A 21,714-nucleotide genomic window follows, 5' to 3' on the forward strand; every position below is an offset into this window, starting at 1 on the left:
TCTTTTTCATTTTCCGATATATGTAACAAACTCATTGACGGGCTTCCGGTAGCCCCGGGGTTTGCGGCTTTCTCTCTTTTCCTTCCCCATGGAGATCATCATGACGACCTCGTACTGATCTTCTACATCAAGTATGTCCTTGACCTTATCCGGATCGAATCCGATCATCGGGCACGTGTCCCAGCCCTTCTCCTTGGCAGCCAGCATGAAGACCATGGAAGATAGAGACGCATTACGGATGGCTTCATCCCGTTGGAATCCAACACCTTTCCCTTCATAGAAGGAGATGGTATTCTCGACCATACCTGAGAATTCCTCTTCATTCACGATTTTAAGCATCTTCAATCCCCGATAGATTTCTTCTGCTGATTCGTACGCTTTTTTATCCCCCAGGAGCAGGACGACCGCTGAAGCAGAACGTACTTTATGCTGCCCCATGGCTGCACCCTGAAGCTGCTCTTTCACTCTCTCATCTGTCACGACGATATACCGCGTATGTTGAAGGTTGAACGCGGATGGAGAAAGCTTGACCAACTCAAAAATTTCATTAAATTCGTTTGTTTGGATCGGATGATCAGGCAGAAAATTCGATGCCGAGCGACGTTCTTTCATCAGTTCTGTAAAACCGGCCATGCTCCCACTCCTTCATTTATCTTGAATTCAAGATAACTATACCGAATAGGCAGAATATTGTCAAATCAATCCATAGAATAAGCCCCCGTCTCCGGGAGCTTCCCTCATTGCTGGTATAGATGATTTTCAACCGATCCATCCTCTTTATACACCACAAGGGTGCCGGAATGATCTGTTGCATATCGCTTTGCTCGCTCCAACAGCTTTTCCTTCGTCTCTTCCACCATGATGGCCCGCTGTCCGTCAGCCTTTTTCAGCTGCCAGCCGTCATCATGGACTGTGACATGATACTCTGTCTTATCGCTTTGCGTACCTTCCTCGGACTTGTGGGCACGATCTGTGGCAATGGCGATCGCCCTGCCCTCTTCATATCCTTCATCAAGCAGCGCATTTCCTATCTCGATGGCTTTATTCCGGACATCAGAGGGCAGATTCTTCAGTGACTCGGGATAATCTTGTTTAGACCAGCTCATATTCATACCTCCGTAGTAAGTGGGATTGTATTACCTTTTCCCCCACCTGTCACGGTTAAACGTTCTTTTTTGGTACCACGGCCATGGTACACCGTGACACGCAGATTAAATCATTTGCCTCATCGGTGATCTTGATGTCCCATACCATGGTGGTCCGTCCCTGGTGCAGGACGGTCGCCGTCGCCGTCACTTCACCGTCTTTCTTTGCCTTGATGTGATTGGCATTGATCTCGAGACCAAAGCATATCTCCTTATCGAGATCGATCAGTTCCACAGCCCCTACGCTTGCCACGGTTTCGGCAAGAGCGACGGATGCTCCTCCGTGCAGAAATCCAAAAGGCTGCCTCGTCTGTTCATTGACGGGCATCGTCGCCACGATTTTCCCTTTCTCAACCGTGATGAAATCAATCCCCAGTGCACTGATCAATGTGTGATCCAAATTCATTCTTCTTCACCCCTTCCCCATACACTTCGACCCTGGCTGTCAAAATCCTTTATCTGCTTTACAAGCATACATTCAGCCTATCACAAGGTATCAGGAAGATGAACGAATAAATGCAGTGCCTCTTTCATACGTTTACGTAGATGATGTCAGAGAAAGGAGTGTTCCATGATGTACCGATTCCATCCCTTTCATGCAAACAGACCGGCTCCCCAATCCTATATGGGGCAGCACATTGACAAGCGGGTGCTGCCTGCAGCTGTACCTGACACGCTGATGGCTTCAGCAGGAAAAACCCTTACCCTGATGGACGATGCCAAACTTGTCCTCGGGCGCATCAACAGCTCAAGGGATCTTGCCTCTAAGCTCATGACTGCCGCTCAACAATCCAATCTGCCTGAAGTACATAAATTGCTTCAGACGATCCCGACACGCGTACAGCCTGTTGTATCTTTCAATCCTGATGGCATCAGATTCGTATTTGACGAAAAATTAGGTCAGGTGGATTGCTGTCATTTGATTGTCTCCATCAAATGGAATGAGTTTTGAAATGCCGAAGGAGGCCGCGGGTCCGGCTCCCTTCGGCATTTCCCTTTTATGAACGTATCGGGACGTCACCTGCCAGGTCCGCTTAACCGGAAGAAAGAGGCGAAAAAAAGAACCTCCGAAGAGATTCTCTTTAAAAGATCATGGCCGCAATCCAACCGAAGGCCACGAGAGGGATGTTGTAATGCAGGAATGTAGGGACACATGTATCCCAGATGTGGTTGTGCTGTCCGTCGGCATTCAAACCGGCGGTCGGCCCCAGTGTACTGTCCGATGCAGGTGAACCGGCATCTCCGAGGGCCCCGGCCGTTCCCACAATAATGATTGTCGCAAACTCACTGAATCCCAGCTCCATGCAGAGAGGAACAAAGATCGCTGCAATGATTGGAATGGTAGCGAACGATGATCCGATCCCCATTGTGACAATCAGCCCGACTAGGAGCATCAGAAGGGCAGCAAGGGCTTTATTTCCTCCGATGGCATCAGCTGTACCTTTTACCAGGGATTCGACATCACCGGTCTCCGTCAACACAGCTGCAAACCCGGAAGCGGCTATCATGACGAATCCAATAAAGGCCATCATCTTCATACCATCGTTAAGAAGGCCGTCCGCTTCCTTCCATTTGATAGCACCCGACACATACAGGACGGCGATTCCCGCAAGTGCACCGAAAATCATGGATTCAAGCAGAAGCTGGACCGCAAGTGCCGCAATGATGGAAATCCCCGCGAGAATCATTGATTGCTTACTGTATTCGACCTTTTCTTCTACCACCACTTCCCTGGACTCGTCATACCTGCGAGGTTTGCGATAAGAGAAGAAGACGGCGAACAGAAGTCCCAGAACCATCCCTCCTACTGGCATGAGCATGGCTTTCGGAATATCTCCCATGGCGATGGCCATTCCACTCCTGTCCATATTCTGTGCAATGACCTCGTGGAACTGAAGCCCGAAACCGACCGGAAGCAGGATATAGGGCGCCGTCAGTCCGAATGTGATGACCGTGGCAATCAACCGGCGGTCGATTTCAAGCTCTGTCATCACCTTCAGGAGCGGTGGAATCAAAATCGGGATGAAGGCGATGTGAATAGGGATGACGTTCTGAGAGAAACACGCCATGATCAGGATGGCGAATACGATCAGCGCCTTCGATAATTTCTTCTTTTTTGAATCTCCGTTCCGGCCGACCATCTTCAAGACGAAGTCAACCAGCAGATTCGGGATGCCTGTATACGAAATGGCTACAGCAAATCCTCCCAAAAGGGCATAGCTCAGGGCGATATTTGCTCCTCCGCTGATACCTTCGGAGAAGATCGAGACCGTTTCATTCAAGCCTAGTCCCCCGATGACCCCTCCTGCAAGCGCCCCGGCAATGAGGGCGAAAACTACATTCACACGCAGTAAACTAAGTATGAGCATGATGAGTACGGCAATGACAACTGCGTTCATAACAATGTCCTCCTTGAATCTATCTTCATGTTGCTTTAGTCTGCTAAATTGGTAGAGTGATAAAACACGTTTTCTACTTTATCAACATAAAGGACGTTTGTCAACGATTATTCCTTTCTTTATTCTTCCCTCTTTCTCGGGATTCGAACCTGTCGCCGGGGGACGATTCTGATTGGAATGGCGCTTCACATTTACCCATAGAAAAAAGGCCGACGATTGTCGGCCTTTCCTTGTCATTATTTCGCAGGTTCAAAGGATTCCACCATCAGGGCAAGGGTGCGGACCATCACGCCCGTGGCACCGGAAGGCCCGAGGTCGTATGCTTTGTTGGTCGTAGCCGTCCCCGCGATATCCAGATGCACCCATGGGGTGCCTTCAGCGAATTCCCCTACAAATCCGCCTCCCATGATGGCATGCCCAGCGCGTCCCGGAGAGTTGTTCAGATCCGCGATCTTGCTGCTTCTCACGCGCTTCTTATCCCCTTCCGTGTACGGCAGCTGCCAGATGAACTCACCTGATTCAGCCGAGGCAAGCAGCACTTGCTCAAAGAAAGCTTCGTTATTGGTAAGGGCACCTGTCTTATCTTCCCCCAATGCAACGATGACCCCTCCTGTGAGCGTCGCGACATCGACAAGATAATTTGCACCATGATGCTTTGCATAGGTCATGCCGTCAGCAAGTGCAAGACGTCCTTCTGCATCAGTATTCAACACTTCGATTGTCTTACCGCTCATGGATGTGATGACGTCATCCGGCTTGAATGCCGCACCACTCACCATGTTATCGGTAGAAGGGATGACAGCGATGACATTCTGCTCAGGCCTCGTCTCCCCGATGATTTCCATGGCACCAAGGACAGCTGCTGCGCCACCCATATCGGTTTTCATGCCGACGATGCCGTCCTTCGGTTTAAGGGAATATCCCCCCGTATCAAAGGTAATCCCTTTTCCTACAAGACCGATGACGTCTTCCCATTGCTCTTTGCCTGCATATTTAAGGACGATCATCTTCGGGGGCTCGACTGAACCCTGATTGACGGCCAATAAAGCGCCCATGCCCAGATGCTCCATTTCTTCCTTGTCTAGGATTTCCGCTTCAAAATCATATCGCTTTGCAAGCTCAAGGGCATATTCGGCAAGCTTTGTGGATGTAAGGAGATTTCCAGGTGTGTTCACAAGGGTCCTTGCCGAGTTGACGCCGTTCCCGAATGCGGTACCCACCTGCAGAGCCGTTTGGACTTCCTTTTCATCCGAACCTGTGATGAACTCGATATCAGAAGCTTCATAGCTTTGCTCATTCGATGATTGCTTATACCCGTGGAAGGCATAGGTTGCCATGGTGAAGGCCTCTGCCCATGCATGTGCCACATCTTCTGCCGGAACTTCATCCGTTGCAAATGTATCGATTGCCACTGCGAACGAAGAGAGCTTCAATTGTTTGATTTTCTTGGCTGCCGCACCGAACGCTTCTTTCATATCATTGAAGACCGCTTCCTTGGCCTTTCCAAGTCCGACAAACACAATCCGTTTCACAGGGAGTTGTCCCAGCGTATGTACAACGGTGATTTTTTTGGCGGTAGAAGAGATATCCCCCTCTTTGGCAAGCTGGGTAAGATGGCCTCCCATGGCTTGATCAAGCTCTTTCAGTTCTCCTGCGAATTCAGGTTGATTGTACACCCCGACGATGAGGCATCCCCCTGTTGTTTCTGTTAAACGTTTATTGTTGACTACATGATTCATTGTTCAACACCTCCTCCCCCATTATAGCCCGTGTGAGTGAACATTTCGACTATCTAAGCAAAAGCGTTTTGAAGTTAAGGTTGGGTGAAGAAGGGTATGGTATAATGAAGGCAACTCAGAGTATTCAAAACATTAGAAAGGATGGGATTCATTACCATGGAGATCTTTCATAATTTTCCCCTTTGGGCTTCATTGATTTCCATCTTGTTTGCCCAATTCGTCAAGGTTCCCATCCAGTTCATCGCCACCAGGGAACTGAATTGGTCGCTCATCACATCGACCGGCGGGATGCCGAGCTCCCACTCTGCCGCCGTCACTGCCCTTTCAACCGGCGTGGCAATCGAAAGCGGAGTCGCTTCCCCGGTCTTTGCCGTAGCCGCCATGTTTGCCATCATCACCATGTTCGATGCGACAGGGGTCAGAAGACAGGCGGGTGAACAAGCCATCGTCCTCAATCGGCTCATGGGCGATTTCCAGAAGTTCATGACCGACGCCAAAGGCTGGCAAAACAAACCCGATCAGGAAAAGCGAAAAGAGCTGAAGGAGCTGCTCGGTCATAAACCGATCGAAGTGTTCTTCGGCGGGATCACCGGGATCGTCCTTACCCTGCTGATCCACTTTTTCATGTTTCAATAGGAGGGATGATCAATGCGCCTCATATCCATATGCCCCAACAATACAGAGTTGATCGACGAACTCGGCCTCACCCCGCACCTTGTGGCGGTTGATGACTACTCTGATCATCCGGAATCCGTCTTATCCCTGCCAAGGCTCGGCCCCGATCTATCCATCGATATGGATCGGGTCGAAAGCCTTCAACCCGATCTTGTCCTTGCATCGCTGAGCGTACCGGGAATGGAGAAGAATATCGACGAGCTTGAGAGACGTGGTATTCCCCACCTTACGCTGAACCCCCAGAGCTTCAAGGATATAGCGGATGATCTCCTTTCCATCGGGCGCGCATGCGGAATGGACGAATCCGACGTGTTGAATAAGCGCGGTCACTTCCTTCAAAAAGTCGAAGAATTGAAGGCCATCGGTCAAGGCATCACCAATCGCCCTTCCTTGTACTGGGAATGGTGGCCAAAGCCGGTCTTCACGCCCGGCAGGACAAACTGGCTGACGGAGCTGAGTGACATGTGCGGGGCCGTAAACCTCTTCCGTGACGTCGAACTGGCGAGCGTCCAGACAGACTGGGAAGATGTCCTGGCAAGGGATCCTGATTATATATGCCTCGCGTGGGTGGGCGTGCGGCAGGATAAAGTAAAACCGGAACTGATCAAAAAGAGACCCGGCTGGACCTCCCTGAAGGCGGTTCAGGATGAACGGATCCTCGTACTGGAGGAAGCCTTCTACTGCAGGCCATCCCCACTCCTTTTAAAAGGTGCCGTCAAGCTTGCAAAAATCCTGCATCCTGACGAATACGCCCATATGTAAGCAGAGGGATCCATCATTCCCGCACAAGACAAGACCGGCAGGAGCCCCTGCCGGTCTTGTCTTTAGTCATTCTTTCTCAGGTGAAAGGATTTGATTCCTGAATACCTGCATCGTTTTATTTTCATTCAGCTTGGTCAGCTGCTCTTCTGTGAGCTTACCTGAACCGACTTCGATGATGTATACATCAAGGGTTTTCTTCCCCCACTCTGCATACACCTCAGCGACTGTATCATAGTACAAGTCGAGCTTGTTTCCCTTGATGGCACTCCCGGTGTCGGCGACCACCCCGAATCCATAGTCAGGGATGTACAGCACCGTCCCGATCGGAAAGACCGTCGTGTCAGCCGCTATGGTCGAATAAAGGTCACGCTTCACCTTGACGCCGGAGTATGTAATGCCATAGCCCGGGTGGCCGGGACTCTTCCCCGTTGACTCCACCCCTGCCGTATAGCCCGTGGCGACGACAGTATGCTTCTTATATTGATCCCAATTCAGCCCGTTCAGGGTGACTGGTTTGTCTTTCACAGGTTTACTCGATGAAATCTGGGTTTTGGTACCGCTCACTTTCTTAAGGACCTTTGCAGTCATGCCTAATTGATTGATCTCGTGTTCCCCCCGTCCGGCATTCTCCATCTGGGTCTCCCACCACGCTTTGAGGGTTGCCGCCTTGACGCCCGATACCGATTGGAATGTCGTCTCAAGGGCAAAAATGAACAATAGGACCATCAAAAGTCGTTTGCTCCAATTCTTAATCATGTATACACTCCTCCCACCCTTATTCCTTCCCATCCTGGAGGGCATGTATTCATAAATTGATAAAATAATCGAATTATCTCAAAAATTGGAAGCGAAAAACATGAAAAAAGCCCGCCATCCGGAATTCTCCCAGACGAACGGACTGTCTTAAAACATTCGATATCCCTTTGATCTCAATATCCTCATGACGATCCCTGAAAGGACCGCACCTACTAAACCGCTTCCAAGAATCAGCAGATCGGCAGAAGCCAAATGACTGATCCTTCTCCCTAGTTCAGGGAACGCTTCCCCCGCGTTTCTGAAATAGTCGATGAAACGCACTTCATCCACGATGAAAATGACGATGATCGGATAGATGATGGTCATGATCCATGTCATTCGAAGCAGCATATTGAGCAAAAAACCGATTCCGAAGAACAGGACCAGAAACAGAAGCATTGAAATCAAGATGACGTGTATTGGCATTTCCCCACCCCCATCTAACACTGGCTCCCTTGGCGTTTCACGCCTGATATAGGAGCCAAACACTATTGTTAAGTGTACTGAATGTTGATGGAAGCGTCAATAAGACGAAGGAAAATTTCGACATTATTCACAAAATCACCACAACTGGTGGACTATTTTTGCTTGCCGCTTCCACTGCAGCAAGGACAGGTTTCAGATCCGCCCAATACCAGCTGGAAATACCCTTTTCCCGAACAGTATTCACATGATTTTGTCTTCGTTGTACCAGCTCTCATCGAATCTCTCCTTTGATTTCTTAATTTTCTGATAATATATCATCTTTTCTGATTCATGAAAAGGTTCCTATGAGGGGATGTACACCGAAGAAAGCGAATACATTTTATGTTTACTTTAAATATCTCAATATTTCAAAAAGTTTGTTAGCTTCTTTCACAAAAACCTTTCCTTACTAGGAGCGTTTTATTTCACGGCCTTCCAGATCGTCCATCTGTCCTTTTCCTCCAGTGGTCCATTTACGGATATCTTTTCGTTCAGCATCCCGACAAGCCGCTCCAACTCCTTGTCATCCAGATCAAATAAGATGCTTCTCCCTGTTCGATTCCTTATATCCTCCAGCAAGGGTTCCTTGGATTCATACAGAGCCCTCGTTTCCCAAAAAACGATTTCTTCAATTGTATTGAATCCAGCCGACTTCAGTGCCTCGATAACCTGATTGCTCTGAGGCCGGTGGCTTTCTTCCTTTTCCCTTAGCTTCGGAAACAACTCCATGATGTATCCGCGAATATGATGGGTACTCCCCTCTTGAAAACAGTCTTCACGGGTACGGTCCTGGACGATCAGCGTCCCTCCCTTTTGCAGCACCCTGAAGGCTTCGGCAAAACACGCTTCCACATCATCCACGTGATGAATCAATGCTCTCTCGAGGACCAGGTCCTGGCTGTCCGACTTCAGCCCTGTCGAGTAAGCACTGCCATGATGGTACGACAGATTCTCATATCCCTCACTATGCTCCACTGCTCCTTTGAGCATGGCTTCTGAAAAATCGACCCCGGTCACTTCAGGTATCCCCATTCCGGCCAGCACCCTCGAATAGATCCCTCCCCCGCAACCGATATCTGCTGCACTCCCAATCCTTTCGATCGGAACGAGACTTTTTATCAAAGTACGCCAAGAATCATGCACTTCCCTTCTGGCATAGCATCCTTCCAAGTTCCTGTCATGGAAATCAATCCCCATGTCAATCACCTCCACTTACCAATTTACTCCGTTTCATTCCGTGTTGAAATGACGAAACCGTTATGACAAGTGATCGTAAATGGTTATGAGGAGCGTTTCTACATAAAAAAAAGCGGAGCATCTGCGCTCCGCTTTTTCAGCCAATCGGCTTAGAAAAATTTGAATTTCCCTTTTTTGAATACGAGTGATGGTCCGCCTACCATGAATAGTGAACGGTTATCGATCACTTTTTTCATGAATGAAGCTTTCACACCAGTCAGTTTCTTACCGTAAACCACACCGATGGCATCGTCTTCACCCAGTGAGCAGACGGTACCTTTGATGTCCGGCTTGAAGTTTTCCAGCTGATCTTTCCCGTGAACAAGTGCTGCGATGTTGCGTGCACATGTTTCCCCTTGCTGCATGGCGATCTGTGCAGTCGGAGGATAAGGGCGTTCTGTTTCTTCGTTGATCATGAGTGAGCAGTCTCCGAGGACGAAGATATCGTCATGTCCAGGTGCGCGAAGGTCAAGGTTGACTTTGACACGGGCACGCATGTTCTCGATGCCTGATTTCTCAATGAGGGAGCTTCCGCGTACGCCTGCTGCCCATACGATGGTACCGGCTTTCAGTTCTTCGATTTCATCTTCGCTTTTCGCAATGAGGACACTGCCTTCTCTTGCTTCTTTAAGCGGAGTTCCGATCGAGAATTCTACGCCTTTCTTCTCAAGTGCCGCACGAGCGTATTTCACTAGTTCCGGATCGAATCCAGGAAGGATCATCGGAGCAGCTTCCACACAGACGATGCGTACTTTCTTCTGGTCGATATCGTACTCTTTGCAGAGCTCAGGGACACGGTTACCAAGCTCACCAAGGAACTCGATTCCTGTGAATCCGGCACCACCGACGACGATCGTCAAGCGCTCATCGTTAATTTCGCCTTCTGCTTTGTACGTAGCGAATTGAAGATCGATATGGTCACGGATCTGACGTGCACCATTCACATTTGAGATCGTGAACGCATGCTCGTGAAGACCTTGGATACCGAATGTTTCAGCTTCTGCACCAAGTCCGATCACAAGGTAGTCATACTCGACATCACCTTGGTCCGTTACGACCTTCTTCTCTTCTACTTTGATATCTTCAACAGATGCTTGAAGGAAGTTGACCTTGCTTGTATTGACCACACCTTTGATATCGTAGCGTACACGATCATGATGCAGCGTACCAGCTGATGCTTCATGCAACCATGTTGTTTCATAGTGATAATCATTTTTATTCACTAGGATAATTTCTGCGTCATTCGTACCCAATTGTTTTTGAAGACGGGTAACCGTCATCAATCCAGCGTAACCTGCACCTAAAACGACAACTCTTGGCTTTCTCAACTGAATCACATCCACCTTTTATTTAGATTTGTGTCGGATGGTATTAGAATCCTCCACATGATAGGTTTTTATCCCGTCAGTCTCATCCATCTTCTTTTCCCTGGACAGATGGGAATCAAACGGCACAACACCTTTATTAAAACGGTAATGAATAATATAAAGACAAAGGAACAAGAAAGTATGTGACATCTTTCACGAACTAGGACATAAGGCCGCGAAAATTGTCATAAATCCTTAACAATACGTCCATATAACATAATATGCTTTTTACTGCGGTTTTTCAAGATATTAAGGCTAAATAATAAACTTAAGAATATTGGAAAAACGACGGTTTTCTCATTCATAAGTCTGAATTATCGCTTGCCCCATTTCAAATCATAGGAAGAATGGAATGGCGTATGATAGAATACGTTATAATAAATGAAATTTCGGAGGGATCGCAAGTGAAGGAAGATCAAAAAGTTTACGATATCACGGTCATCGGCGGAGGTCCTACAGGGTTGTTCACGGCCTTCTACGGCGGAATGAGGAAAGCATCCGTCAAAATCATCGAAAGCCTGCCCCAGCTCGGCGGACAACTCGCCACCCTTTATCCTGAAAAGTACATATATGATGTTGCCGGATTTCCTAAGGTAAAGGCACAGGACCTGGTCAACAACCTGAAGGAACAGATGTCGAAGTTCGAAACGACGATCTGCCTCGAACAGGCGGTCGAACAAGTCGAGAAGCAGGGCGACGGCTGCTTCAAACTGACGACAGATAAAGAAATCCATTACTCAAGGACCATCATCATCACGGCCGGGAACGGAGCGTTCCAGCCGAGGCGCCTGGAGCTTGAAGGGGCACTGGAATACGAAGGGAAAAACCTTCATTATTTCGTGGATAATCTTGAATACTTCCGCGGCAAAAACGTCGCCATCTGCGGTGGCGGGGACTCTGCAGTCGACTGGGCGCTCATGCTCGAGCCGGTGGCAAGCAAGGTACAGCTCATCCACCGCAGGGACAAATTCCGCGCTCACGAGCACAGTGTCGAGCTTCTGGAACAATCGAGCGTCGAACTCAAGACCCCGTTCGTTCCATCCGATCTGGTGGCAGATGGAGAACGCATCAACCAGCTTGTTCTCGATAAGGTGAAAAGCGAGGAAAAAGAAGTGATCGACTTCGACGAATTAATCGTGAACTTCGGTTTCGTCTCATCCCTCGGTCCGATCAAAGACTGGGGTCTGGATATTGAGAAAAATTCCATCGTGGTGAACTCCCGCATGGAGACGAATATCCCGGGAATTTATGCTGCTGGTGATATCAGCACGTATGACGGAAAGGTCAAGCTGATCGCAAGCGGATTCGGCGAAGCGCCTACTGCCGTCAACAATGCCAAGGCCTTCATGGATCCGAAGGCACGTGTACAGCCTCTTCACAGTACCTCTATGTTCAATGATTGACCCTAGGAAGGGCAGCAGGGAAACACCCTGCTGCCCTTTTTTTGTTTAATCGGGGCGCCTTCGGGTAAAAAATATGTATGAATCCATTTAGAAAGGGAGATCAATCAATGAATGTATTAGTGATTGGAGCCAACGGTCATACCGGCCGTCTCATCGTAAAGGAACTCGCTCAAAGTGAGCAGCACTTCGTCAAGGCGATGATCCGCAAGACCGAACAGGCAGAAGAGATGGAGAACCTCGGCGCAAGGCCGATTGTCGCCGATCTTGAAGGGGACTTCTCCTATGCCCTCGATAACGTGAACGCCGTCATCTTTGCAGCAGGAAGCGGCGGAAGCACCGGAGATGACAAGACCCGCGCCGTTGATCGGGAGGGCGCCATTAAAGCCATCGACTTCGCGAAAGAGAAAGGCATCGAACGGTTCGTGATGCTCAGTTCCATGGGGGCCGACAACCCATCAAACGGACCTGAAGGCCTTCAATACTATCTTGAAGCCAAAGGGATCGCCGACGAACACCTCAAAGAGAGCGGGCTGAATTATACGATCGTCCGACCCGGGGCATTGAGCTTTGATCCTGGTACAGGCAAGATCACTGCTTCCGATTCCATCGCAGACAAAAGCAATGATATCCCCCGTGAAGACGTGGCAAAGGTGATCGTCGAATCGATCACCACAGAGGAAACGTATCACAAAGTATTTGAAATACTCGGTGGGGACGTACCGGTTGAGCAAGCACTCAAGACAATATGATTAACGGCCGCCTTCATAATGAAGGCGGCTTTTTCACGCATGGCTGGGTAGGTACCCATGCGGGATCGATTGAATACGATATAGCATTACATCCACTGATTGGGTTGATGACATGAGCAATGAAACCAAAGCCATCTTCGGCGCTTCCGTCACCGCGGTCGGTACCGTCATCGCCGCAGTGGGAGCCACCCCTTTCCGCGTCCTCTCCAAACCGTTCCGACTGGATTTGAGTGTTATCGGAAATGTGTTGCAGGGTGTGGGAAATGGAATCGAAGCCGACACCCAAGAACCTTTTTCCCTCGGTCGGATCGGAAATGAAATTCAATCCCTCGGAAACTCGACCGTCGTCGCCGGGCTGATCATCAACTTTGACGATGAAACGAAGCAAAAGCTTGTCATCACCGGGAACTGGTTCCAGGCACTAGGAGGAACCGCTGCCCTCGGACCTGAATTCAGTGAACCCGACCCCGATCTCAACGATGGCCTGTCGATCATCGGGAATATCCTCCAGGTGACCGGGAATTCCCTCCAGGCCATCAACGGAATCGAGAACCTGAAAAAAAGCAGGATCCAAAAGAAGCTTCAGTATCCTGATGACGGAGACGATGATGACGGAAGCTTCCGGACCTTCGATGTCGTCGGCAGCTGGATCCAGGCGACGGGTGCCGTCATTTCCCTGATCAGTACCATCGGCATACCCGAATGCAGCCGGTTCGGGTACCTCGTAAAGGAAGACGATTCGGAAGATTCCACATAAAAACTCCCCTGACCGGAGATCGATCAAGGGAGTTTTGTTGTTTTTATACATAAGCATTCCTCAGGCGTACCTTTATTGTTAGCCGTCACGAACGATGATCCGCACCCGCATGACGCGATGGCATTCGGATTGTCGATGGTGAAGCCTCCGCCCATTAGGGATTGCTTAAGGATGTTGATATATCAATGTTTACTTGTGTTTTTGAGGATAATAAATTGCAAGCCAACTCGATTGTTAATGTCGTCAACTGAATTATGATCTAAATTTACATATAGCTTATGGAAACAATATGATAAAAGCAGGGATACCCATACCCTCGATATTACTCTAATAGGGTACACCTATGTTATCGGTTATCACTATCGAAATAAAATACCACAGTTTTTCACTATACATTTTATCGTTTTACCGTACTAAAACACATCTGTGAAGAAGCAGTTACTTTTACCACTCTCTCCATTCTTCAGTTATGTCTTCTTCGATATCTAACCCAGCTATATTTGCTGATTCAATAATAAAATCACACAGTTCTTCTCTCTCCATTGTTTCAATAAAGTAATCATAATTATCATTTAGTTCATTTAAACTGATGACTACTGTTTTAACACATTCCAAGATTTCTTCCTCAATCCGATTATTTCTCAGTTCTTTTAGGCTTTTGATGTATGTATCAAGAACCTCATTAGTTGCATTTATATTTTCCTCGGTAAATAGGTCATCATCTTCATCCATTCTTTGTTTCCATTCTACAGTTGGTTTGTTTTTAGTTAACTCTTCAAAAGTCATATTATCCTCCAGAAATTTGTTATTTTGTTACAACTAACCAACTCTTTCCACGGGTAATGAACCTAGTTTGGAAATCGATATCGCCCGCTCGTAAGCCTAAAAGTTCATTTGCTCTGATCCCTCTATCTACTAACAATACCATGGCTACATAATCCCTAAACCCAACATAATCACGTTGATTTGGTTCCCTTAGAACCTCTTTAACTTCATCATCTATGAAACAGTTTGTTAGGTCAATATCTTGTTTTAATAATCTCACACCAGACATTGGATTTACTTCAATCAAATCTTCCCACTGCAAAAAATTAAACATAGCACGATACACCCTAAGGCGAATGTTTATTGTTGTATCAGATAAACCGATGCCTTGCCCACTTTGGATATACTTATGTCCATCGTATTTAGGTGCATCATATTTCAAATAGTTAATATCATCTCTAAAAATCTGTGGTGAAAGTTCATCCACTGTTTCGATTTCATAATTCTTTTCAAGCCCAGTAACGAAATATTTCCAATCTTTTCGGTAATCTCTTAAGGTTCTTTCTCTTAGACCTTCTGCACTCTTTCCAGCAATCACAAGGTCAATTACTTGTTCTATTGTTAATTTTGGATATTCCTTCTGATTTGACATTTTTCCAACAGGTTTTTTTCTTATTCGTTTGTTTCAAGACATTAAAAAAGCCTCCTCAAATAGCAATGTTTTAAACATTAACTATCGAGAAAGCATGTAATTCACAACCTTGATTTGATGAATTTAGGGTTGTTATTATATATTTTCATGATTGTGTACACTCAAAATCACCTTGTAATTCAAAACCCCAAACAAATATTCCTAACCTTAAAGGTTTGTTTATAAACTTAGCATTCCTCAGGCGTACCTTTATTGTTAGCCGTCACGAACGATGATCCGCACCCGCATGACGCGATGGCATTCGGATTGTCGATGGTAAAGCCTCCGCCCATCATGGACTGCTTGTAGTCTATCTTCGTGCCGTTCAGGATGGCAGCGTCGTCCTTTGCCACGACCAGCTTGATGCCGTGCTGTTCAAGGAGGGTATCCCCTTCCTGCACGTCATGTTCGAATCCCATACCGTAGGACAGGCCGCTGCATCCACCACCTTTGACTCCTACACGGAGCATGGCATCCAGCTCATCATGTTCCCGCATCATATCCTTGATCTGACCGGCGGCTGCTTCCGTCAGGTTGACGATTTCACTCATTACTTACACCTCCAGCACCTAATGGTATCTATAGTATACTCCTTTCTATTTTACTACTCAACCGAAGTGGATGCGCCAAAAAAAGGCTCATTCTGACTCCGTCTATATAGAAAGAAGAAAATGCCGCTCCGCCAAGGAAGCAGGCATTGAATTAAAACATCGGGTTTTCTTCGAGGAACTGATAGATTTCATCCACCAATCCCTGTGGTGTATCGCCGGTCACGACTTCCCCGTTGACCAGGGCGTACATGGATTGGGCACATTTCCCGCAGTACCCGAGGCACCCATATTCGATGACATCGAGATTCGGATCCCTCTCCAATATTTCAAGCGCTGCCTGCGCACCACTCGCAAGATTGCTTATACAAAATTCGATTATTGGTTTCAACGCGATCACCTCACTGCTGTTATGCTACCTTTTTTTATTTTAAACGTCAATCATTCTTCATTGATTGAATTGGTATAACAGATTGTGAACAATTTACCTTGTTTCTGTTGTGAAAAAGGCGTGATTTCGATATACTTTTAGTGACAAAAGGATTCGAATATATTATTCAAATGTAATTAGTCCTCATATTGAAAGTGCTTACTTCTATAGGGTCCTGTTTAAGGGTCTCTATGCACCCTGTTCTCTGGGGATAAAATCAACGCTACTGTGGCTATCATACTGTAGAGTGCAAAAGGGGAAATCTGTATGAAACATTTAGTGCTGCTCGGCGGCGGATATGGCAATATGCGCGTACTCCTTCGCTTATTACCGAATCAACTACCAGAAGATGTATCCATCACCCTGATCGACCGCAATCCGTATCACTGCTTGAAGACAGAATATTATGCCCTCGCGGCAGGAACCATTTCCGATCACCATGTGAGGGTCACCTTCCCTGAGCATGAACGCCTTTCCTACATATATGGAGATGTGACACGCGTCGATACGGAAGCCAAACAGATCCATATCGCCGGTCAGGATTCGGTCCCATACGATGACCTCGTCATCGGATTGGGCTGTGAGGACAAGTTCCACGGAGTCCCTGGTGCTGAAGAGAATTCGTACAGCATCCAGACCATCGAGAAATCCAGGAAGACGTATCATACGTTGAACAACCTCCCTGCCGGTTCCATCGTCGGGATTGTCGGAGCCGGATTAAGCGGGATCGAGCTCGCCAGTGAACTCCGTGAGAGTCGCAGCGATTTGAAGATCAAGCTCTTCGACCGTGGCCCACGTATTCTCAATGCGTTCCCTGAACGCCTCAGCTCCTATGTGCATGGCTGGTTCGATGAGAACAACGTCGAGATCGTGAACAATTCCAACATCACGAAGGTGGATCCGACAACCCTTCACAATCACGAAGAGCAGATTCACTGTGATGCCATCGTATGGACGGCGGGAATCCAACCGAGCAAGGTGGTCCGCGACATGGATGTCGAGACAGACGCGAGTGGGCGTGTCGTCATCAGCAAGTACCATAACCTTCCGAATGATGAACATGTATACATCGTCGGGGATTGCGCCAGCCTCCCACAGGCACCGAGTGCACAGCTCGCCGAAGGCCAGGCCGAACAGATCGTCACGATCCTGCTGAAGCGCTGGGCCAATGAACCCCTTCCGGAGACGCTTCCCAAGATCAAGCTGAAAGGGATCCTCGGCTCCCTCGGCAAGAAGCATGGCTTCGGGCTGGTGAACGAGCGCTCCATTACCGGGCGTGTCGCACGACTATTGAAGTCCGGCGTCCTCTGGATGTACAAATACCATAATGGATGATGGAAGCGCCTGGTGATCCCAGGCGTTTTCTTTATTGAAAAAAGCATTCCATCATCGGAATGCTCTTGTTCATATAGCCTTGTACCCGTACTTTTCCAGCTCTGAATACACATCCTTCAGGCGTGGGTTCCCTTCCCCCACGATGGTTCCTTCCACCGTCACTACGGGATAGAAGAGATCCTCTTCGATTACACGTGCGGAAAACTCCTTGAAGGCGTCATTCTCAGGAGGTGAATGGATATCGATATACGTGATGGTGAATGGCTGTTCGGGGTACTTCCTCCCGATTGCGGCCTCCAGCCACTCGTACGTTTCTTTTGATGACGGCAGATTCACACAGCTTGGACATGTGATCTCTGCTCCATACACACATAGCTCGACCGGTTTCATGACAGACTCCCCTTTGGCGTGGTTCTATGACCATTTTACAAAAATGCCGGTTGATTTGGAACTCCAATTTTGACATTGGAGGTGTTTTTATCATATCTTGGTAGTAATCCATTAACCACCAGCGGGTGGAGATGACGGGATCGTCGATCTATGCCACGAAAAAAATCACCATTCTTTTCAGGTTGATAGATTTTTTGTGGATATGTCATTATAATAGGAGATAAGGAAAGGAGTCGATCAAATATGACTGAACAAACAGATATGATGTCGTCCGTACAGGAAGTATTAGATAAATTGCGTCCGTTCCTCCTTCGCGATGGCGGTGACTGTGAGCTCGTCGACGTAGAAGACGGGATCGTCAAACTTCGCCTATTGGGTGCATGCGGAAGCTGCCCAAGTTCAACCATCACCCTCAAAGCAGGTATCGAGCGTGCCCTGGTTGAAGAAGTGCCTGGAATCGTCGAAGTAGAACAAGTCTTTTAATGACATGAAGAACAGCTCCGGAACCCCGAAGCTGTTCTTTTTTTTATAGGGCCGTTCTCGGTTCCTTTCCTTCGAGCACTGCCTGTATGTTTGCGGTGCATAACCTCACCATATCATACCTCGTATCGACGGATGAACTCCCGATATGAGGGAGCACCACGACCCTATCCAGTGAAAGGAGGGGGTGATCCATGTCAATCGGCTCCTTGGTGAACACATCCAGTCCTGCTCCGGCAATCATCCCTTCACGAATCGCTTCCACCAGCGCATCCTCATTAACAATGGGTCCCCTGGCGGCATTGATGAAAATCGCGCTGTTTTTCATCAGGGCAAACTGCTCTTTCTGGAACAAACCTTTCGTCTCCTCAGTGAGAGGGGCAAGGACCACAACGAAATCGGACTCCTTCAACAGATCATCAAGGGACCTGAAAGCAGCTCCCAAGGCTTCTTCCGCTTCCGGCCTGCGGTTCCGGTTGTGATACAGGACATCCATGCTGAACCCTTTGGCTCTCCTCGCCACCGCTTGCCCGATGCTGCCCATCCCGACGATCCCCAGGGTCTTGTGATGGATATCCGCTCCCGCAAGGAGGAGTGGCGACCAGCTTTTCCATTCGCCTTCCCTTATGTACCGATCACCTTCGACAATCCTCCTGGCCGTAGCCATCATCAAACCGAAGGCAAGATCGGCCGTCGTTTCTGTCAAGACGTCCGGGGTATTGCAGACCACGATGCCATTTTCCTTGGCGTACTCCACATCGATATTGTCATACCCCACTGCCAGATTGGCAACGACCTTCAGGTTCTCCGCTTGATCGAGCAGTTCACGATCGATCCGGTCTGAAAGCATCGTCAGGAGCGCGGACGCCTTCCCTGCTTTCTCCAACAGGATTTCCCTCGGTACTTGCACATCATCCTGCTCCCACATCTCCACTTCATACCGATCCTGAAGCGATTCAATCAATGTTCCAGGTAATTTACGCGTAATGTAAATGAACGGTTTCAACAGCTGTTCCCCACTTTCATGTTGGTAGTCGACTATACTACCAGTGTAGCATAAAAGCAGGGGATCTACTTTTTACAGCCAGTCGATCACAGGGATCCCCCATTTCTTCACCGGGACCTCGGACATATGGTAAAAGTCTGCGAGAAATGATTCATACTGACCAGAATTCCTTAAATGACCGTTCAATTGGTCCTCCACGAGCTTTTTTTGCTGCTCAGATGTAGAGATATAATACTCTTCGATACACTCGAAATAATGGAGCGGGAAAAGGAGGCGGGAATACATCAATCTCCACGCAAAGGGTGATAGGGGATTGATTTTTTCATACTCCCGGATGAATTCCTGCAGCTCGGGGTGGAACGTCTGACTCTTCTCGAAATACTTCTCCCTTACCCACTCGGCCAAATCCCGCGTACTGTGATCGAAGACCCACTGAAACGGGAAATGGATACAGTTCTCGGTCCCCCACGTATGCTGACCGAACCGTTCGTGACAGATCGTCCCGGCATCGGCGACATCGGGGTCCTCATCAAGCTCCGTATCCACAAGATACTGGATGGCATTCTCGGCGAGAGCGGTGTAATAGGGATAGCTTTCGACGAACCGCTCTTCGAATTCATCGACAGGTTGATCCTGGATCACTTGATAATACGCCTTCTCAAGCTGGGATAGCCTCCGTTCCCACAGCATCTTCCACTGCCCCATGCGGTTGATTTTTTCGACCTTTTCTTCATAAAGCCTACCCCTGAAGTGAAACTTGCCCAATTTCCTCCCGAGTGCATTCCCATCAGGAGGCTGAAGCGGTTCATTCCGGAGGACTACAAAATCCTTCTCCCCTTCCGTCACGAGGAATTTCCCCTCATTGCTCTGAACGAAACGGGAGGTATACCGATCCCCTTGAGCGCTGAGGTGCTCCGACAATTTGTAGATCTCCACCAGCGTTTCCTGTTCCGTATTCGATACGCCGACAATACTATATAAAGATCCCCCCGCCATGTAACGGTTCATCGTCCCATCAAAGAATGTTCGTTCTGGGCGCAAACCAAAGTGGTTCATCAATAATTCTGAAGACATCACGTTCTCTCCTTAACAACCAGAATAGTGGCCCATATAGTTATCATATATATGAATACGCTCATCGTGCCGAGGGCATGAATGAAATGAATGACTTATTAGTAAAGTCTATTTTCCATGCCATCATCATATGAGTAAAAAACAGGGCTTCGTCTAATCGAAACAGGGGCTATTATTATCTTCCAAGGAAAAGGTGAATAGGATGAAGGATAAAGAATCGATGGATTTATTAGAGAAAACAGCACGTAATTGGCTTCTGGAAAGAGGCGTGACAATCGAAGATATTGCAGAACTGGTCATGTTCCTGCAGAAGAAATATCATCCTGATCTTGAAATGAAGGAATGCATCCATAATGTCGAGAGGGTGCTGACGAAACGGGAAGTCCAAAATGCAATCCTGACCGGGATCCAGCTGGATAAGCTGGGGGAAAAGAAAATGCTTGAAGAACCCCTGCAAGCGATCATTGAAGTCGACGAAGGGTTATACGGGGTGGATGAAATCCTCGCATTTTCCATCGTAAATGTCTATGGGTCGATCGGTTTCACCAATTACGGATATATCGATAAATTAAAACCGGGAATCCTGGAACGCTTAAACGATAAGTCTACTGGTATGTGCCACACTTTCTTAGATGACATCGTCGGTGCCATCGCAGCAGCTGCTTCAAGCAGGCTTGCTCATCGGGCCAAGCATCAGGACTAAGGATAAAAGAAAAATCAGACGGGGCCCCGTCTGATTTTTTAGTGTGTTAAGAAGCGATGCCCAGTGACCTTTCTCCCAAGGAAACATTTCCCTCATTCAACCATCGTATAACCGATTAATAGAACCTTTTTACTAACTTACTGTTGCACTATGTGCTATACTTAGGATATAGTTACAATTATAGTTGTAATAATTATCACTATAGTGGTACTAAAGCATTGAACGGCAAAATACATCTAACAAGGCGATCACTTCATGCGTTTCGCAGAATTCGAATCAAATTTCACGCTACCCAAAACGGAAATAGAGGTGGATTCCATGAAAACATTAAGTGATCAAGCCCTTTTAGATGCATATAAAAAAGCAAAGTTATTAAACCTCAGCTCTGAATTCATTCTATTAATCGAAGAGGAATTGAAGAAGAGAAAATTGGGATCAACTCAATAGTTCTTTCTCGCAAATGACTTTTTGCTCATCCTTCGTCGGCATGATATCCGACCAATGAACTTCCAATGCATTGATGATCGCATGGAGTTTATTCAACGATGGATTCGCCTCCCCTTTTTCAATTAACGAGATGTAATTGACCGTTAATCCGCATACACGACTTAATTCCTGAATGGTGATCTCTTTCGACCTTCTATGATGTCTGATTTTCTTCCCGACAAGTTCTGTAACACTCATTACCTCACTACCCTTTTAAAATTCTTTAGAATTGATGTGTGTTGTTTCGCGTCCAAATAAGAAACAATGTCTTCCATTCTTAAAGTTGCCTTACTTTTCGTAAAGAATAGTTAGAA

At 47.6% G+C, this 21,714-nt stretch carries 28 protein-coding genes; 10 read left to right on the forward strand and 18 right to left on the reverse strand.

Going from position 1 to position 21,714, the window contains the following annotated elements:
• Window positions 1-6: 6 nt before the first annotated feature.
• From D5E69_RS17515 to D5E69_RS17525, 3 genes are all read right to left on the reverse strand, one after another.
• A complete protein-coding gene (locus D5E69_RS17515) occupies window positions 7-633 on the reverse strand; it encodes a nitroreductase family protein (protein WP_048007011.1) in 627 nt (208 codons plus the stop codon).
• Between the two features lie 104 nt (window positions 634-737).
• Complete coding sequence (locus D5E69_RS17520; RefSeq protein ID WP_048007012.1) at window positions 738-1,106, reverse strand: DUF2188 domain-containing protein; 369 nt, start codon at window positions 1,104-1,106, stop codon at window positions 738-740.
• Window positions 1,107-1,161: 55 nt separating this feature from the next.
• Window positions 1,162-1,551, reverse strand: coding sequence for a hotdog fold thioesterase (locus D5E69_RS17525; protein ID WP_048007013.1), 390 nt, complete (start codon window positions 1,549-1,551; stop codon window positions 1,162-1,164).
• A 165-nt stretch (window positions 1,552-1,716) separates the two neighbouring features.
• On the opposite strand from D5E69_RS17525, the gene D5E69_RS17530 reads away from it, so the two are divergent.
• A complete protein-coding gene (locus tag D5E69_RS17530; RefSeq protein WP_148796512.1) occupies window positions 1,717-2,097 on the forward strand; it encodes a YuzC family spore coat inner layer protein in 381 nt (126 codons plus the stop codon).
• 130 nt (window positions 2,098-2,227) lie between these two features.
• On the opposite strand, the gene D5E69_RS17535 is transcribed toward D5E69_RS17530, so the two are convergent.
• Together D5E69_RS17535 and D5E69_RS17540 are read right to left on the reverse strand one after the other, a co-directional pair.
• A complete protein-coding gene (locus tag D5E69_RS17535) occupies window positions 2,228-3,544 on the reverse strand; it encodes a Na+/H+ antiporter family protein (RefSeq protein WP_048007014.1) in 1,317 nt (438 codons plus the stop codon).
• Window positions 3,545-3,780: 236 nt separating this feature from the next.
• Entirely contained in the window at window positions 3,781-5,283 is a 1,503-nt protein-coding gene (locus D5E69_RS17540) for a leucyl aminopeptidase (protein ID WP_048013273.1), read from the reverse strand.
• A 156-nt stretch (window positions 5,284-5,439) separates the two neighbouring features.
• Here D5E69_RS17540 and D5E69_RS17545 point away from each other — a divergent pair, with 156 nt between their 5' ends.
• On the forward strand, window positions 5,440-5,919 hold the full coding sequence (locus D5E69_RS17545) for a divergent PAP2 family protein (protein WP_048007016.1): 480 nt from the start codon (window positions 5,440-5,442) through the stop codon (window positions 5,917-5,919).
• A gap of 12 nt (window positions 5,920-5,931) precedes the next feature.
• Complete coding sequence (locus tag D5E69_RS17550) at window positions 5,932-6,720, forward strand: cobalamin-binding protein (RefSeq protein ID WP_048007017.1); 789 nt, start codon at window positions 5,932-5,934, stop codon at window positions 6,718-6,720.
• Window positions 6,721-6,786: 66 nt separating this feature from the next.
• Here the strand turns inward: D5E69_RS17550 and D5E69_RS17555 are convergent, their stop codons facing one another.
• The 5 genes from D5E69_RS17555 to D5E69_RS17575 all read right to left on the reverse strand — a co-directional run bounded on the left by D5E69_RS17555 (window position 6,787) and on the right by D5E69_RS17575 (window position 10,544).
• Window positions 6,787-7,476: a 3D domain-containing protein gene (locus D5E69_RS17555; protein WP_159129968.1), complete on the reverse strand. Its 690-nt coding sequence runs from the start codon at window positions 7,474-7,476 to the stop codon at window positions 6,787-6,789.
• Between the two features lie 147 nt (window positions 7,477-7,623).
• A complete protein-coding gene (locus tag D5E69_RS17560) occupies window positions 7,624-7,941 on the reverse strand; it encodes a YuiB family protein (RefSeq protein ID WP_048007019.1) in 318 nt (105 codons plus the stop codon).
• A gap of 152 nt (window positions 7,942-8,093) precedes the next feature.
• Window positions 8,094-8,216 (reverse strand): YuiA family protein, encoded by a 123-nt coding sequence (locus D5E69_RS17565; protein ID WP_159129969.1) that lies wholly within the window; start codon window positions 8,214-8,216, stop codon window positions 8,094-8,096.
• A 184-nt stretch (window positions 8,217-8,400) separates the two neighbouring features.
• Window positions 8,401-9,177, reverse strand: a complete 777-nt coding sequence (locus tag D5E69_RS17570; protein WP_048007020.1) for a class I SAM-dependent methyltransferase — start codon at window positions 9,175-9,177, stop codon at window positions 8,401-8,403.
• Between the two features lie 149 nt (window positions 9,178-9,326).
• Window positions 9,327-10,544 (reverse strand): NAD(P)/FAD-dependent oxidoreductase, encoded by a 1,218-nt coding sequence (locus D5E69_RS17575; protein ID WP_048007021.1) that lies wholly within the window; start codon window positions 10,542-10,544, stop codon window positions 9,327-9,329.
• 443 nt (window positions 10,545-10,987) lie between these two features.
• Between D5E69_RS17575 and D5E69_RS17580 the strand changes: the two genes are divergently transcribed.
• From D5E69_RS17580 to D5E69_RS17590, 3 genes are all read left to right on the forward strand, one after another.
• On the forward strand, window positions 10,988-11,986 hold the full coding sequence (locus tag D5E69_RS17580) for an NAD(P)/FAD-dependent oxidoreductase (RefSeq protein ID WP_048007022.1): 999 nt from the start codon (window positions 10,988-10,990) through the stop codon (window positions 11,984-11,986).
• A gap of 107 nt (window positions 11,987-12,093) precedes the next feature.
• Entirely contained in the window at window positions 12,094-12,735 is a 642-nt protein-coding gene (locus D5E69_RS17585; protein ID WP_048014630.1) for an SDR family oxidoreductase, read from the forward strand.
• Window positions 12,736-12,847: 112 nt separating this feature from the next.
• Window positions 12,848-13,492, forward strand: coding sequence for a DUF6944 family repetitive protein (locus D5E69_RS17590; RefSeq protein WP_082824337.1), 645 nt, complete (start codon window positions 12,848-12,850; stop codon window positions 13,490-13,492).
• Between the two features lie 444 nt (window positions 13,493-13,936).
• On the opposite strand, the gene D5E69_RS17595 is transcribed toward D5E69_RS17590, so the two are convergent.
• From D5E69_RS17595 to D5E69_RS17610, 4 genes are all read right to left on the reverse strand, one after another.
• Complete coding sequence (locus tag D5E69_RS17595; protein ID WP_048007025.1) at window positions 13,937-14,278, reverse strand: hypothetical protein; 342 nt, start codon at window positions 14,276-14,278, stop codon at window positions 13,937-13,939.
• 19 nt (window positions 14,279-14,297) lie between these two features.
• Window positions 14,298-14,909: a tyrosine-type recombinase/integrase gene (locus D5E69_RS17600; RefSeq protein WP_159129970.1), complete on the reverse strand. Its 612-nt coding sequence runs from the start codon at window positions 14,907-14,909 to the stop codon at window positions 14,298-14,300.
• A 227-nt stretch (window positions 14,910-15,136) separates the two neighbouring features.
• Window positions 15,137-15,499, reverse strand: a complete 363-nt coding sequence (locus D5E69_RS17605) for a HesB/IscA family protein (RefSeq protein WP_048014628.1) — start codon at window positions 15,497-15,499, stop codon at window positions 15,137-15,139.
• 151 nt (window positions 15,500-15,650) lie between these two features.
• Window positions 15,651-15,887, reverse strand: coding sequence for a YuzB family protein (locus D5E69_RS17610; RefSeq protein ID WP_048007027.1), 237 nt, complete (start codon window positions 15,885-15,887; stop codon window positions 15,651-15,653).
• Window positions 15,888-16,193: 306 nt separating this feature from the next.
• Here D5E69_RS17610 and D5E69_RS17615 point away from each other — a divergent pair, with 306 nt between their 5' ends.
• On the forward strand, window positions 16,194-17,261 hold the full coding sequence (locus D5E69_RS17615; RefSeq protein WP_048007028.1) for an NAD(P)/FAD-dependent oxidoreductase: 1,068 nt from the start codon (window positions 16,194-16,196) through the stop codon (window positions 17,259-17,261).
• Window positions 17,262-17,330: 69 nt separating this feature from the next.
• On the opposite strand, the gene D5E69_RS17620 is transcribed toward D5E69_RS17615, so the two are convergent.
• Window positions 17,331-17,651, reverse strand: coding sequence for a YuzD family protein (locus D5E69_RS17620; protein WP_048007029.1), 321 nt, complete (start codon window positions 17,649-17,651; stop codon window positions 17,331-17,333).
• Between the two features lie 243 nt (window positions 17,652-17,894).
• Between D5E69_RS17620 and D5E69_RS17625 the strand changes: the two genes are divergently transcribed.
• Window positions 17,895-18,134 (forward strand): NifU family protein, encoded by a 240-nt coding sequence (locus D5E69_RS17625; RefSeq protein WP_048007030.1) that lies wholly within the window; start codon window positions 17,895-17,897, stop codon window positions 18,132-18,134.
• A 43-nt stretch (window positions 18,135-18,177) separates the two neighbouring features.
• Here D5E69_RS17625 and D5E69_RS17630 read toward each other — a convergent pair whose 3' ends face one another.
• The gene (locus D5E69_RS17630) at window positions 18,178-19,140 is read right to left on the reverse strand and encodes a 2-hydroxyacid dehydrogenase (RefSeq protein ID WP_048007031.1); all 963 of its coding nucleotides are present in this window, start codon (window positions 19,138-19,140) and stop codon (window positions 18,178-18,180) included.
• Between the two features lie 69 nt (window positions 19,141-19,209).
• Complete coding sequence (gene yutH / locus D5E69_RS17635; RefSeq protein ID WP_159129971.1) at window positions 19,210-20,211, reverse strand: spore coat putative kinase YutH; 1,002 nt, start codon at window positions 20,209-20,211, stop codon at window positions 19,210-19,212.
• Window positions 20,212-20,431: 220 nt separating this feature from the next.
• Here yutH and D5E69_RS17640 point away from each other — a divergent pair, with 220 nt between their 5' ends.
• Window positions 20,432-20,914, forward strand: coding sequence for a phosphatidylglycerophosphatase A family protein (locus D5E69_RS17640; protein WP_222115406.1), 483 nt, complete (start codon window positions 20,432-20,434; stop codon window positions 20,912-20,914).
• A 318-nt stretch (window positions 20,915-21,232) separates the two neighbouring features.
• Window positions 21,233-21,361, forward strand: a complete 129-nt coding sequence (gene sda, locus D5E69_RS17645) for a sporulation histidine kinase inhibitor Sda (protein ID WP_063191390.1) — start codon at window positions 21,233-21,235, stop codon at window positions 21,359-21,361.
• Here the strand turns inward: sda and D5E69_RS17650 are convergent.
• A complete protein-coding gene (locus D5E69_RS17650; protein ID WP_053071949.1) occupies window positions 21,350-21,598 on the reverse strand; it encodes a helix-turn-helix domain-containing protein in 249 nt (82 codons plus the stop codon). The genes sda and D5E69_RS17650 overlap by 12 nt on opposite strands.
• Window positions 21,599-21,714: the final 116 nt, after the last annotated feature.

This window comes from Rossellomorea marisflavi (genome assembly GCF_009806575.1).
Lineage (GTDB): Bacteria > Bacillota > Bacilli > Bacillales > Bacillaceae_B > Rossellomorea > Rossellomorea marisflavi_A.